General features: G+C 46.2%; 10 protein-coding genes. 7 read left to right on the top strand and 3 right to left on the bottom strand.

Annotated features, from left to right (window positions below):
• Positions 1–88: 88 nt before the first annotated feature.
• Both MTR11_RS05900 and aspS read right to left on the bottom strand, forming a co-directional pair.
• A complete protein-coding gene (locus MTR11_RS05900; protein ID WP_243327125.1) occupies positions 89–835 on the bottom strand; it encodes a YebC/PmpR family DNA-binding transcriptional regulator in 747 nt (248 codons plus the stop codon).
• Between the two features lie 142 nt (positions 836–977).
• Entirely contained in the window at positions 978–2,756 is a 1,779-nt protein-coding gene (aspS, locus tag MTR11_RS05895) for an aspartate--tRNA ligase (protein WP_046874741.1), read from the bottom strand.
• Positions 2,757–3,029: 273 nt separating this feature from the next.
• Between aspS and MTR11_RS05890 the strand changes: the two genes are divergently transcribed.
• The 7 genes from MTR11_RS05890 (at position 3,030) to MTR11_RS05860 (ending at position 9,668) form a co-directional block, all read left to right on the top strand.
• A complete protein-coding gene (locus MTR11_RS05890) occupies positions 3,030–3,896 on the top strand; it encodes a DUF72 domain-containing protein (protein WP_243327124.1) in 867 nt (288 codons plus the stop codon).
• Between the two features lie 93 nt (positions 3,897–3,989).
• Positions 3,990–4,727, top strand: coding sequence for a carboxy-S-adenosyl-L-methionine synthase CmoA (gene cmoA, locus MTR11_RS05885; RefSeq protein ID WP_048626189.1), 738 nt, complete (start codon positions 3,990–3,992; stop codon positions 4,725–4,727).
• Between the two features lie 85 nt (positions 4,728–4,812).
• Complete coding sequence (cmoB, locus tag MTR11_RS05880; RefSeq protein WP_167426749.1) at positions 4,813–5,784, top strand: tRNA 5-methoxyuridine(34)/uridine 5-oxyacetic acid(34) synthase CmoB; 972 nt, start codon at positions 4,813–4,815, stop codon at positions 5,782–5,784.
• A 276-nt stretch (positions 5,785–6,060) separates the two neighbouring features.
• Positions 6,061–6,807, top strand: coding sequence for an ATP-dependent zinc protease (locus MTR11_RS05875; RefSeq protein WP_012841986.1), 747 nt, complete (start codon positions 6,061–6,063; stop codon positions 6,805–6,807).
• Between the two features lie 11 nt (positions 6,808–6,818).
• Positions 6,819–8,324: an inactive transglutaminase family protein gene (locus tag MTR11_RS05870; protein WP_005390741.1), complete on the top strand. Its 1,506-nt coding sequence runs from the start codon at positions 6,819–6,821 to the stop codon at positions 8,322–8,324.
• Between the two features lie 3 nt (positions 8,325–8,327).
• The gene (locus MTR11_RS05865) at positions 8,328–9,296 is read left to right on the top strand and encodes an alpha-L-glutamate ligase-like protein (RefSeq protein WP_005390739.1); all 969 of its coding nucleotides are present in this window, start codon (positions 8,328–8,330) and stop codon (positions 9,294–9,296) included.
• A 219-nt stretch (positions 9,297–9,515) separates the two neighbouring features.
• Positions 9,516–9,668 (top strand): hypothetical protein, encoded by a 153-nt coding sequence (locus tag MTR11_RS05860; RefSeq protein WP_005390736.1) that lies wholly within the window; start codon positions 9,516–9,518, stop codon positions 9,666–9,668.
• Between the two features lie 142 nt (positions 9,669–9,810).
• Here the strand turns inward: MTR11_RS05860 and mukB are convergent, their stop codons facing one another.
• Positions 9,811–14,274, bottom strand: a complete 4,464-nt coding sequence (mukB, locus tag MTR11_RS05855) for a chromosome partition protein MukB (RefSeq protein ID WP_243327357.1) — start codon at positions 14,272–14,274, stop codon at positions 9,811–9,813.
• Positions 14,275–14,276 lie beyond the last annotated feature (2 nt).

The raw sequence follows: 14,276 nt of genomic DNA, 5'->3' as shown, positions 1-14,276 counted from the left end.
TGTTCCTAAAAAGGAGGCCGAATACGGCCTCAATTTCTTATTATTACTTTCTAACTTCGGAGCGAATACCGCTCACTGCACATTGAGTTTACTCTAGAGAGGCTGCAACGTCGTCAGAGATGTCACCGTTGTGATAAACCTCCTGAACATCGTCCAGATCTTCTAAAGCGTCAATCAAACGAAGTAGTTTTGGCGCAGTGTCCACATCCAGTTCTGCTTTCGTTGAAGGGATAAGCGACACTTCGGCGTTTTCCGCCTCAAAACCTGTAGCATCAAGGGCATCTTTTACGAGTCCAAAATCGCTTGGCGCGGTGTAAACATCAATCGAGCCATCTTCTGATGTTTCGATGTCATCAGCGCCACTTTCTAACGCCACTTCCATCACCACATCTTCATCTAAACCTGGGGCGTATGAGATCACGCCTTTCTTGTCGAAAAGATAGTTTACACTACCATCCGTACCCAGATTGCCTCCTGACTTCGAGAACGCATGGCGTACGCCAGATACTGTGCGATTTCGGTTATCCGTCATACATTCGACCATGACCGCAGTGCCACCCGGACCATAACCTTCATAGATTACGGTTTCCATATTGTCATCGCCTTCACCACCAGCACCTCGGCTGACAGCGCGGTTGACAGTGTCACGCGTCATGTTGTTAGACAACGCTTTATCAATTGCAGCTCGCAAACGTGGGTTATTTTCTGGCTCACCGCCTCCCTCTTTTGCAGCAACAACGATTTCACGGATTAATTTGGTAAAGATTTTGCCGCGCTTCGCATCTTGCGCTGCTTTACGGTGACGAATATTCGCCCATTTACTATGACCTGCCATAATTCACCTTTTAATGTATTTTGACGCTTAATAGCAAACATGAGCTAAAAAGCGTTGCTTGGGAAATTGCTTTGGAAGTTTCTTAGGTTTATTTAAACAAAAACTCCCGCAGTTGCGGGAGTTTTCTTCAAATGTTGTGCGCTTATTCTGCGTCTTTTTCTTTCGCTGCAGTCACTGCGATTGCTAGCTCTTCTAGCGCAGCTGGGTTCGCAATGCTTGGTGCGTCTGTTAGTAGACACGCCGCTGCTGTTGTTTTCGGGAATGCAATAACATCACGGATGTTCTCGGTACCACATAGCAGCATCACTAGACGGTCAAGACCGAATGCAAGACCAGCGTGTGGAGGCGTACCGAATTTTAGTGCATCAAGCAGGAAGCCGAACTTAAGCTGTTGCTCTTCAGGTGTGATGCCTAGAATATCAAATACGGCTTCTTGCATATCTGCGTTGTGGATACGAACAGAACCGCCGCCAACTTCGTAACCATTTAGAACCATATCGTAAGCGTTAGAGTTTGCCGCAGCTGGGTTCGCTTTTAGCTCTTCCGCAGTCACACCTAGAGGTGACGTGAATGGGTGGTGCATCGCGTGTAGGTTGCCTTCGTCATCTTCTTCGAACATTGGGAAGTCAACAACCCATAGTGGAGCCCATGCAGATTCGTCAGTTAGCTCTAGATCTTTACCTAGTTTCAAACGTAGCGCGCCCATTGCTTCTGCAACGATACCCGCTTTATCAGCGCCAAATAGGATGATGTCACCAGATTCCGCTTGAGTGCGATCTAGGATAGCGTTGATCACATCTTCGTTTAGGAACTTAGCGACTGGAGATTGGATACCTTCCATGCCTGCTGCACGATCGTTAACCTTCATCCAAGCTAGACCTTTCGCACCGTAGATACCAACGAATTCACCGTAGCCATCAATTTGCTTACGAGTCAAAGATGCACCACCTGGAACGCGAATAACGGCAACGCGACCTTTCTCATCGTTTGCTGGGCCAGAGAATACTTTGAACTCAACGTCTTTCACTAGGTCAGCAACGTCTACTAGCTCTAGTGGGTTACGTAGGTCTGGCTTGTCAGAACCGAAACGGCGAATCGCTTCGCTGAATGGCATTACTGGGAACTGACCTAGGTCTACGTTTAGTAGCTCTTGCCACATATCGCGAACCATGTTTTCCGTCACTTCACGTACTTGGTCAGCCGTCATGAATGACGTTTCGATATCGATCTGAGTGAATTCTGGCTGACGGTCAGCACGCAAGTCTTCATCACGGAAACACTTAACGATTTGGTAGTAACGGTCAAAACCAGACATCATTAGAAGCTGTTTGAATAGCTGTGGAGACTGAGGAAGCGCGTAGAAGCTGCCTTTGTGAACACGGCTAGGTACTAGGTAATCACGCGCGCCTTCTGGTGTCGCTTTCGTTAGTACTGGTGTTTCGATATCTAGGAAGCCGTTGTCATCTAGGAAACGACGAACAAAGCTAGATGCTTTAGCACGTAGCTTGATGCGGTCACTCATTTCAGGACGACGAAGGTCTAAGTAACGGTACTTCAGACGTTGCTCTTCAGAGTTCTTTTGGTTGAAATCTAGAGGCAAAACGTCACTGCGGTTGATGATTTCAAGACCTGTCGCAAGGATCTCAACTTCACCTGTTGCCATGTCTTTGTTTGCTTGGCTTTCTGGACGAACGCGTACTTCACCCGTTAATTTGATACAGAATTCATTACGAAGTGTGTTAGCCACTTCATACGCATCCGCCATATCTGGATCAACAACTACCTGAACGATACCTTCGCGATCTCGCATATCAATAAAAATAAGACCGCCTAAATCACGACGACGGTTAACCCAGCCGCAAAGTTCTACAGTTTGTCCTGCAAGGGACTTGTTCAGGTGACCACAGTAATGGGTACGCATAATGAAATTCCCAATCTCTCAAATGTTGTTAACTACGCTCTGTCAGCCTCATTGCCAAGCAGAGTAAAGATTCAGTTATACGCTGAATGTCCACGAAAATCGACTACTCAACATACAATTACGTGTGTTTTATCATTCACTGGTGCTTTTTAGTACAACAAATGTTCAAAAGCGCACCAAAGCGAAAAAATTGGTGGGGATTATAGCGTGAAATTACCTATTTCAGCAAAACTCTCGTAAAGTATTCACACGAGTAGCAAGCAGTAAAGAATAATGGATAACTTACCTCTTCGACTTGGATTGACGATGTGGTCGCACAATCAATGGCAACAAAGCTTTTACGGCAGCGGGACAAAGTCCGCTGAACGTTTAGAAAAGTATGCACAGGTGTTCCATACCGTGGAAGGCAACACGACATTTTATGCCACGCCGACGCTCAACACGGTGCAAAACTGGAGAGCAGCAACCCACGATGATTTTCGCTTTACTTTCAAACTTCCTAAAGCCATCACTCATGAGCAAATGCTAAGAGGTTGCAGCGAACAGCTGAGAGACTTCATGAAAGTCATGGAGCCGTTGCATGACCGTGTGGGGCAATGGACAATTCAATTGCCAGCCGCATTTGGTCCTGAGCACCTTGATCGACTGAAAAAGTTCTGTGCGAGCTTTCCACCTAACTTCCCTCTTGGTGTTGAGGTTCGTCATATGGCATTTTTCTCCAAAGGTGAAGAAGAGCGAGCGCTTAACCAATGGTTAGTAGAAAATAACATTGACCGCATTATTATGGATAGCCGCCCTGTCTTTGCCGCTAAGCCAAACAATGAAGCGATCATTGATGCGCAAATGAAAAAACCAAGAGTACCAGTCCACGCCATTGCTACCGCTTCACACCCTTTGATTCGCTTTATTGGTCATCCAGAAGAACAGCAAAATTACGAGTTTTTTACACCATGGCTCAGCAAGTTGCCGCAATGGATTGCAGAAGGTAAACAGCCGTATGTCATGATCCATACTGCGGACAATATAATTGCGCCGGAGTTGGCAGCCAATCTGTATAAAGACATACAAAAGCGTATAACACTTCCTGACTTGGCATCTTTCCCGGCTAACGATGGCAACTCGCAGTTGCAGATGTTCTAACGCAACACATGACAGAGGCGCGAAATTCCCATAAAATACGCGCCTTTTTTGGTGCCTGACGTTTTCAGGCGGCTTGTATGCAGAGACTTGGTTATGAACCCTAAGAGCAATCCAGATACTATTTTTTCGGCTCCAATCGATAAAATTGGGGATTTCACGTTCGATGAACGCGTAGCGGAAGTATTTCCTGACATGATTCAACGATCGGTGCCGGGTTACAGCAACATTATTTCTGCAATTGGTATGCTGGCAGAGCGTTTTGTAAAACCTCACTCAAACATCTACGACCTAGGTTGCTCTTTGGGTGCTGCTACGCTGTCTATGCGTCGTCATATCAAACAAGAAGGCTGTAAGATCATTGCGGTCGACAATTCACCTGCAATGGTTGAGCGTTGCAAATTGCATGTAAACGCGTACCGAAGCGATACTCCTGTAGATGTGGTTGAAGCGGATATCCGTAATATCGATATAGAAAACGCATCGGTTGTCGTACTGAACTTTACTCTGCAATTTCTTTCTCCAGACGATCGTTACGCCCTGCTTGAACGAATCTACGCGGGTCTACGTCCCGGCGGAATTTTGATTTTGTCGGAGAAGTTCGTCTTCGAAGATGAAGTGTCAAACGAGCTGTTAATTGACCTTCACCACGACTTTAAACGTGCAAATGGTTATAGCGAACTAGAAATCAGCCAAAAGCGCAGCGCGATAGAAAACGTAATGCGCCCAGATTCAAAGAAAGAGCATAAAGAGCGTTTCGCTAAAATTGGCTTTTCTAGCTACGATGTTTGGTTCCAATGCTTTAACTTTGGCTCTATGTTCGCAATTAAATAAACCTTGCATACAAAGGCCCTGAATCACGCCACTTTAGGCTGTTATTTAATAATTTTAATACCATCAACTCAGCGATTAACTAACTATGTTTAACTTTGCAAACTTCTACCAATTGATTGCCCAAGACACACGTCTTCAACCTTGGCTCAATGTGCTACCACAACAGCTAACGGATTGGCAAAATGCAGAGCACGGTGACTTTGGTCGCTGGTTGAAAGCACTGAACAAGATCCCAGAAGGCTCACCGGATCAAATTGACATCAAGAATTCAGTGACCATCAGCAACGACACTCCTTTCCATGAAGGTGAGCTGAAGAAATTAGAGAACTTACTTCGTACATTCCATCCGTGGCGCAAAGGGCCATACCACGTACACGGCATTCATATTGATACTGAGTGGCGCAGTGATTGGAAATGGGACCGCGTGCTTCCGCATATTTCTCCATTAAAGAACCGCAGCGTACTCGATGTTGGTTGTGGTAACGGCTACCACATGTGGCGTATGCTGGGTGAAGGTGCACGCTTAACCGTCGGTATCGATCCATCTCACCTGTTCCTAATTCAGTTCGAAGCAATTCGTAAACTAATGGGCGATGACCAACGTGCGCACCTACTGCCGTTGGGTATTGAACAACTACCTAAGTTAGAAGCGTTCGACACGGTATTCAGCATGGGCGTACTTTACCACCGTCGCTCTCCACTGGATCACTTGGTGCAGCTAAAAGATCAATTAGTGTCTGGTGGTGAACTAGTATTGGAAACACTCGTGATTGAAGGTGATGAGAATGCAGTGTTGGTTCCAACTTCTCGTTACGCACAAATGCGTAATGTCTATTTCTTCCCTTCAGCAAAAGCGCTGAAAGTGTGGTTAGAGTTGGTAGGATTTGAAGATGTGCGCATCGTTGATGAAAGCGTCACTTCGGTTGATGAGCAACGTACCACAGATTGGATGACGCATAACTCTCTACCAGACTATCTAGATCCGAACGACCCAAGCAAGACTGTAGAAGGTTACCCTGCCCCTCGCCGCGCGGTTCTTGTCGCTCGCAAACCATAATTCGCTGAGATTCCTGACATTGTCTTAACTCATTTTACGAGTTAAGACATTACCCTCTTTCCTCGTACTGAGCGTGTTTGTTTTTCGAGTCCATTTGTTACATCAAAACATAAGCACGCTCTAAATAAGGATGCGCTTTTATGTCCTTGATTTTTAGCTTTTCATCACTATTCCTCAAACAATAAGTAATAGAGAAACATTCTTACTTGTGAGGCTTTATCGATATGAGCTAAACTCCTAAAAAATAAACAACTTAATCCAATCCCAAGGTTTTCAATGTTATTACGATTGACCCCGATTGTTGCCATCGCCTTACTATCTGGATGCTCACTAACCAAAGGCGAACAGTACCACCAAGAAACGTTAGCGGCTATTCAAACTTCAGAAGCGAATGTCAATAATCGCATTACTAACTTAGAGCTTCAGCTCAGCAACCAATCGGACTATATCGACAGCCTTGAAGAACAAGTCGATAAACTACAGGTTGAACTTCTGACATTTCGTGATGAAGCAATGGCAGAAGTGAAAAAGCCAAAAGAGCCGATTATTGTCCAATCTCCTGCTCCTGTGGAACCAACACCAACTCATGATATTGTCCTTGGCTCAATTGAAAAGGTCACTATCGACTCCATTAAGCAGACTTTTGATGCACGTGTCGACACTGGTGCCGCAACCTCATCTTTAAATGCAGTTGATATTGAAGAGTTCGAAAGAAACGGCAAAAACTGGGTTCGATTCCACCTGGCAGATACCAGTAAATCTGAAGAAGAAAAAAATACTTGGATCGAAGCGCCAGTCATTCGTTACGTAAAAATTCGCCAAGTTACCAGTGAAGAACTAGAACGTCGCGCTGTAGTCGAACTTTGGGTGCGCGTTGGAAAAATTCATGAAAAAGCGCAATTTACGTTGGCAGATCGCTCGCATATGAACCATCCTATTTTACTGGGTAGAGAATTTATGCGCGACATCGCACTTGTCGATGTAAGTCGTACCTATATCCAAACGGACGAAGATAAAAAATAATAAGGTAGATTATGACGTCAAAAATACCGTTTTACCTTTCAATCATCTTATTGGTGATTGCGGGCATTGCTTTGAGTGTTTTCAGACATGAAAACTACGGCGTGCCTTGGACACCAGGCGAAACTCGTCAGGTATGGGATGTAGAGGCACGTATTGAGTTCAATGCTAACGGCAATGAAGTCAAAGCTTCACTCGCAGCACCTCATACACAAAGTGGTTATACGCTTATCGGTGAATCCGCTTCCTCTTCTGGTTATGGCGTTTCCTACATTAATTCTGATTCTGGACGTCGTGCCGAGTGGTCAATTCGTCAGGCCAAAGGTCCTCAAACCATTTACTACAAAGCGCAGTTCTTAGTGGACCCTCAGGCTAAAGTTACGCCTCTACCACCAACTGAAGACATTACGCCACCAACTCTATCAGCGCCACAAGCTGCGGCGGCAAATGCCCTTGTTGAGCGTGCGATGAGTCGTTCTGCCGACAATGTGACCTTTACTCGTGAACTCATCAAAGCGCTTAATGACCCAGACAGTCAAAACTCATCGCTACTACTGAATGACTTCAGCCGTACTGATGCACTACATAATATTTTGCTTACCGCAGGTATACAGAGCAAAACTGTCGGTGTTATCGAACTAGAAGATGGCCGTCGACGCCAAACCATTCAACCAATGGTTCAGGTTTGGTCAGGTAAAGATTGGGTACTGTTCTCACCAAATTCCGAACAGAAAGCCGTGAAACCAAACTTATTAGTTTGGGATGAGTCGAATGTATCCCTGCTTGATCTTGTTGGTGGTAAAAATAGCCAAGTTCATTTCTCAATGATCAAGCAAGAAATGACTCCACAGCAAGCGACGAACAACAAGATAGAAGCTGATGGGCTGCTGAATATTTCAATTCATAGCTTGCCTCTTGAAGAACAAGCAATGTTTAAGACCATCATGCTGATCCCTATCGGTGCCCTTATCGTGGTGTTCTTGCGTGTGATTATCGGTCTAAAAACATCCGGTACTTTCATGCCAGTACTGATTGCTGTTGCATTTGTTCAAACCCAGCTATTAACGGGTATTGTCGGTTTCTTACTGATCGTTGGCACAGGCTTGATTATTCGAAGTTACTTATCGAGGTTGAACTTACTGCTTGTAGCACGGATATCAGCGGTCATTATTACCGTTATTATGATCATTTCGGTGTTCACAGTAGTCGCATTTAAGATGGGCTTAACGGAAGGCTTAACAATTACGTTCTTCCCGATGATCATCTTGTCTTGGACAATTGAACGTATGTCTATCCTATGGGAAGAAGAAGGCGCGAAAGAAGTTGCTCTGCAAGGTGGGGGCTCACTGCTCACCGCAGTATTGGTTTACTTAGCGATGACGAACTCATACATTCAGCACCTAACCTTTAATTTCATTGGTCTACAGTTGATTGTTCTGGCCGGTATTCTATTGCTAGGTACTTACACAGGTTACCGTCTAACTGAGTTACGTCGTTTCAAACCACTAGCGGAGGACTAAACGATGTTCGAAAGTTTTACTTCGCCAGCTAAGCTTCGCCATAAAGGCATTATGGGAATGAACAAACGTAACCACAGTTATATCGGCCGTTACAATGATCGTTCTAAATACCCATTAGTTGATGACAAGCTCAAGACTAAAATTATTGCGCAGGCAGCAGGGGCGACAGTCCCTGCCCTGATCGGCGTTATTCATAACCAAGCAGAAGTAAAGACCATCCATAAGATGGTGCAAGATTGGCCTGGTTTTGTTATCAAGCCCGCTCAAGGTAGTGGTGGTAAGGGTATTTTGGTTATTACCTCGCATAAAGATGGGGTTTATACCAAACCTTCCGGCTCTACAATTGGTAAGGACGAAGTTGAACGTCATATCAGTAATGCGCTTGCTGGCCTTTTCTCTCTTGGCGGTAAAAACGACGTCGCAGTCGTTGAGAACCTGATTAAGTTTGATGATTGTTTCGATGGCTTCAGTTATGAAGGTGTGCCTGATGTTCGAATCATCGTATTTAAAGGCTACCCTGTTATGGCAATGATGCGCTGTTCTACGGCGGCGTCGGACGGTAAAGCAAACCTCCACCAAGGCGCTGTGGGCGTGGGCATTGATATCGCCACAGGTAAAGCAATCCGAGCGGTGCAATTCGACCATCCAGTCACCCACCATCCGGATACAGGCAAAGACCTTTCTACCCTCCAAGTCCCGCACTGGGAGCGCTTGCTTGAGCTTGCGTCTAGTGCGTGGGAGATGACAGGGTTGGGGTACATGGGCACGGATATGGTGTTAGATAAAGAAGAAGGACCTATGGTTTTAGAGCTCAACGCTCGTCCTGGCTTGGCAATCCAAATCGCCAATGGTGCAGGCTTGCTTCCTCGTTTGAAACACATAGAGAGCCTCGGCACACCTGCCGAGTATCCAAAGCCGATTGAACGTGTCGCCTACGCAGCAGAGCAGTTTGGGGTAAAACCACAGTTCTAATCGCCAATCAAAATATCATTCGCCAGTAATTGTTCTGATTGCTGGCGTTTTTGTTTCCGTTTCCAAAACCGTCTACCTACTCATCTTATTAAACAAACCCATCTCACCTATAACTTGAATCAATGATCGAGCTAACAGAATCAACATAGATCGTTTCTTTTCTCCTTTAACTTTTGAGTATGATGAGGTCTCCCCTTACTCAACTTGAGAGGTTGAGAAATGCTAACAAAAGAAACAGATAACGATGAACCAGAGCTTGAAGAACAAGAGAGCTTAGACCAGCATTTACAACGCTTGTCTGAGCTTTCTGTCCAAGCACTTGAAGAGCTTGCTGAAATGATCGATATCAGAGACGATATTTCAGAGGAATAAAACTTAGCCTCCCTGCTGAGTTCTATTAATAAGCCGAGACTGTCGTCCTACAGTCTCGGCTTATTTTATACGCTTTGAAGCCTCCCTCTAACAAATACAAAAACGCCCGCAATAAATGCGGGCGTTTTGCTAGATTCGAAGTTTACGATTCAAACTCTTCAATCATCTCTTGCGCTTCGGTCTTAGGCTTATCCGTTTGACCAAAACCACGTAGACCAACTACGTGTACGTGCTCATGGTCTTTAAACACCTTACGCACCAACTTGTAGGTAGTACCTTTCTCTGGGCTGATGTTTTCTGGTGCCGCAATAAGAAGCTGCATATCCAGACGGTCACACAATTCGAACAATGTCGCGATCGATTTCGCATCCAGACGCGCTGCTTCATCCAAGAAGAGCAAACGACAAGGCACAATGTCTTTGCTGCGTAGACGACGAGATTCTTCTTCCCAGCTTTGAACAACCATCAGAAGGATTGACTGACCAGTACCGATCGCTTCACCTGTTGATAGCGCGCCAGACTCGGCCTGTAGCCAACCATCTGTACCACGGTTCACTTCTACACTTAGCTCTAGGTAGTTACGGTAATCCAGTAGCTCTTCACCCAGAACCTGAGGAGAACGTTGACCCATATCGATATGTGGGTTCACACGTTGGAACAGTTTCGCCATTGCTTCAGAGAAGGTAAAGCGAGTCGATTCGAACAGATCTTTATGCTGCTCTTGTTGTGTCGCTAGACCGTTCAGTAGCACTTCGTGACTTTCGCGAATTTTCACGTTTAGACGTACGCCCTTCACCTGACCGAACGAGATATTCGACAAGCCTTGGTTCAGCATACGAATACGGTTTTGCTCACGCTGAATCGTCTTCTTGATGATGCTCGCTACCGACTCAGAACTGATCGCTAGGCGGTTTTCACGTTGCGTTAGCTCTTCCGTTAGACGCGCTAGCTCTACTTCCATCTCTTCAATCGCTTCCACTGGATCATCAGTACGGATGATATCCTGACGAATACGCTCACGAAGATGTTGGTATACAGCAATGTAGAACAGAACTTTACGCTCTGGACGTGCGTTGTCTTCTGATAGACGCAGCGCATCACGCAAGTCGTCATTGTTCGCAACCGCTAAACGCAGCGCACCCAATGATTTATCCGACATCGAACGCAATTCATCCGCCGACATGTAAGCCAGTTCGCGCTTGTGTAGACGACGCTCAACATCGTTCTCACGCGCCAGACGAAGTACTGAACACCAGCCAGCTTTCGCAGCAACCACGAACGTACGCAGCTCAACGTATTCTTTCTGAACTTTCTTCAGACGTTTTGCCAAGCCTTTCATCTCTAGTTCAGTAGAGGTAATCGTACGCTCGTATTCGCTCTTACGACTGCGAGACGTGTGTAGACGCTCGTGCAGTTCGTCACGACGACGCATTGCACGTTCTTCCGCACCTTCGTCCGCATTAACACCAAACTCTTGAAGTTCTTGTTTGAACTCTTGAACGGTTTCTTGCTTAGCTTGATGCGAACTCTTCAAAGACGCCAATACTTGGTTGTATTGGTTCATTTGTCCTTGTGCTTGCTTCAACTCTTCACGAGAACGAGTACGAGTCTGTTCAGCTTGAACCAACTTCGCTTTTAGCTGCTCACTCAGTTCGCTACTTTTGTTCAGAAGATCAACCGAGTCTGAGTAAGCGAAGTAGTGACGACGTTCAACCAGATCCGAGAGTGCAAAGATTTGCTTCTTAAGATCTTGTAACTGTTCATCTGCTGCTTTGTATTCTGCTTCTAGTGCATCGAATTGCTCTGGGTCAGCATCAAGCGCAGACGCAATATTTTCTAGTTGCGCGACGGCTTTTGCATGGTTGTTTAAGAAGTTTTTCGCCTCTGCAAGCTGAGCGATTTTCTCTTCTAGCTCATCAAAACGCGCTTGCAATGATTCATCTTCAACAAGCACCATGTGTGATGATAACTTGTCCAGAGAAGACAGTGCTTGCTTACTAGTTTGAAGCTGAGAGCGTTGCTGCTGCTCTTTTGCATCCAGATCCGCCAGCACGCGAGCGATTTGGTTACGCTTATCACGAATGGTTGCGAGCGCTTGTTCTGGATCAGCGTCAAAAGCTACTTGAATGTGGTTAGACACAAATTGGTTAAATGCTTGGTACAAACGCTGCATTTTCTGAGAGTCAAACGCCGCTTTTGCGTGCTTCTCTACCACTTCTTCTCGTTCGTTACGCAGCAACTCTAAACGCTGCTCACGTGCCGCACGACCAAACAATGGGATCTCAGGCAAGCGAGAGTAACGCATTTGGCGATCGTTCATGCGAACACAAACCGCGCCCTCTAACTCTTCTGCATCGAACGAGCTGTCATCAAAGGCATCGATGTCACCTTCAATGATGTACAAGTCTTCTGGACAGTCGTCTAGCTCTACCAGTTTCTCTTCGATACCTGACAGGTCAGAAACAACGATAGCGTGACGAGCCGGACCGTACATCGCACTGAAGTAAGGCGCATCATCAATCGTGATGTCATCGTAGATCTCAGACAGTAATACACCGCCTAAAGTATCAGCCAAACCTTTCAGGCGAGGGTCGTTTGAACCACCAGGAGAAGCAAGACGTTCAATCTCAGTGTCAAGCTGACTGCGACGCTCAGCAAGTTTATCTTTAGCTAAGGACAGCTCCCTTTCTTGCTCAAGAACAACCTGCATGTGGTTCATTACCGCATGGCGATCCTCAAGGTCTGCCCCGCTCTGCTCTCTCAGTTTCTCTAGCGCATCATTAGCCGCAATCCAAGCTGGCGCTATCGCTTCAAGTTTACTGATTTCTGCCGCCGCGTTTTGCTCTAGACGGCGCTGTTCACCACGCTGATCACGAACTTCTTCTTGAGCTATCTCTAGTGATTCGATTTGCATCGCATGACGTTCACGTTCTTGTTCAAACGTAACTTCATCGGTTAGCTCGACGTGATATTGCTTTTTGTATTCAGCAACCAGTTCACGTGCTTGACGTTGCTGATTGAGGCTACGCTCAAGATCGCGATGTTGCGCTCGCCATTGCTGTTCGTTTTGTGCAATTTGTTGTGACTCACGCGCTTTCGCAATTGCGGTTTTCGCATGTTCAGACGCGTCTTTGCGCTCAACAGGGCCAACGATGCTCTGTACAAGCTTCAATGCAGTATCAAACTGCTCTGCCGCAGCTGATGACATATCGAGCTTATGTTTCACAGACAACAACGTATTGGTATTTTCTGTCTCTTTGTTTTTCAGCTCCGCCACTAACGCTTGTGCGGATTCTGCCGTTAGGCTGTCATCACCAAGTAGCTGCTTCGCTTTCTCCAGCGCTTGAACCGCTTGTTGGTATTGCAGCGCGCGAGTTTGCTGAACGTCAAGAGCTTGCTGGTAATCAGCAAGTTGCGTCTTAAGGCTGTCCACCTCTTCTTCTGCAACGGTCGCTTGCTCTTCAGCCATCATCACGCGTTCTTGCGCTTCTTCCACTACCATCATTTGTTCTTCAAGACGCTCGCTCAGCTCTTCAAGATCTTCTTGGTAACGTTCGATCTTCTCTTGCTGACGCAGCGCGTTTTGCACCAGTTGCAAGTGATCCGAAGCCGCTTGGTAGTCTTGCTCTAAAGAAGATTCTGATTCGATCAGCAGTTCCAGCTCTTCTTGAACGCGGTTAAGCAGGTTGTTTTGCTCAATCAAGGTCTCGCGAGAACCAAATAACTCTGAACGCAAAGACAGTGTCTGTTCTAGTTTTTTACGACGCTCGTTGGCATGGCGCATATAGTCCGCTGCCACGTAGTTGGTCGACTCTGTAATCAAGTGTTTGAACAAGTCACGGTCTGCTTGCGTAGTTTTGATCGCTTCTAGCGTCATGCGGTTTTCACGCAGCGCCGATTCCATATCTTGGAACGCTTTCTTCACGCCGCCGTTTTGTGGCAGAAGGTAGTCACGTAGCGAGCGCGTAATCGCACTTGAAATACCACCGTAAAGCGATGCTTCGATCAAGCGGTAGAATTTAGAGCGGTCACCAGAGTTGCGCAGTTTCTTCGGAATTACACCGAATTCAAACATTTGTGCGTGGTAATCAACAATAGAAGAGAAGGCTTTGAATTGAACACCTTCAAATTCCGCGATCGATTCTTTTACTTCGTTGATTTGACGTACACGAGCTTGAGTCGCAGATACGCTTTCAACCAAGATATCCGTTGGTTTCACATGGCTAGGAAGACCTTGGATAACAAACGGTTTGATGTCTACTTTCTTATCACGACCCGCAACTTGCTGCAGTTTTACTGCAAACAATAGGCGTTGGTTACGTGAGTTCACCACGTCTAGCGCTGCATAACACGCCCCCGGTTGTAGCTTACCATATAGACCTTTATCGCGAGACGATTGGCTGCTGCCCGCTTCGGTTGTGTTACGGAAGTGCAGTAGCGTTTGGTCAGGAATCAATGCGGTGATGAATGCCGCCATTGTGGTTGATTTACCTGCACCGTTACCACCTGATAGCGTGGTGACTAGACCATCGATGTCAAATGTACGGGCAAAGAAGCCGTTCCAGTTGACCATGGTCAGCGATTGGTATTTACCGCGTTCAATCATGC

Source organism: Vibrio sp. CCB-PB317 (assembly GCF_022808245.1).
Taxonomy (GTDB): Bacteria; Pseudomonadota; Gammaproteobacteria; order Enterobacterales; family Vibrionaceae; genus Vibrio; species Vibrio diabolicus.
Note: the sequence above shows the minus strand (reverse complement) of the source record. Positions and strands in the feature narration are given on the sequence as shown.

Excerpts from the sequence above, each read along its gene's own strand:
- MTR11_RS05870 (WP_005390741.1), top strand. The coding sequence starts at position 6,819 with ATGACGTCAAAAATACCGTTTTACCTTTCAATCATCTTATTGGTGATT.
- MTR11_RS05900 (WP_243327125.1), bottom strand. The coding sequence starts at position 835 with ATGGCAGGTCATAGTAAATGGGCGAATATTCGTCACCGTAAAGCAGCG.
- MTR11_RS05865 (WP_005390739.1), top strand. The coding sequence starts at position 8,328 with ATGTTCGAAAGTTTTACTTCGCCAGCTAAGCTTCGCCATAAAGGCATT.
- MTR11_RS05860 (WP_005390736.1), top strand. The coding sequence starts at position 9,516 with ATGCTAACAAAAGAAACAGATAACGATGAACCAGAGCTTGAAGAACAA.
- aspS (WP_046874741.1), bottom strand. The coding sequence starts at position 2,756 with ATGCGTACCCATTACTGTGGTCACCTGAACAAGTCCCTTGCAGGACAA.
- cmoB (WP_167426749.1), top strand. The coding sequence starts at position 4,813 with ATGTTTAACTTTGCAAACTTCTACCAATTGATTGCCCAAGACACACGT.
- mukB (WP_243327357.1), bottom strand. The coding sequence starts at position 14,274 with ATGATTGAACGCGGTAAATACCAATCGCTGACCATGGTCAACTGGAAC.
- MTR11_RS05890 (WP_243327124.1), top strand. The coding sequence starts at position 3,030 with ATGGATAACTTACCTCTTCGACTTGGATTGACGATGTGGTCGCACAAT.
- cmoA (WP_048626189.1), top strand. The coding sequence starts at position 3,990 with ATGAACCCTAAGAGCAATCCAGATACTATTTTTTCGGCTCCAATCGAT.
- MTR11_RS05875 (WP_012841986.1), top strand. The coding sequence starts at position 6,061 with ATGTTATTACGATTGACCCCGATTGTTGCCATCGCCTTACTATCTGGA.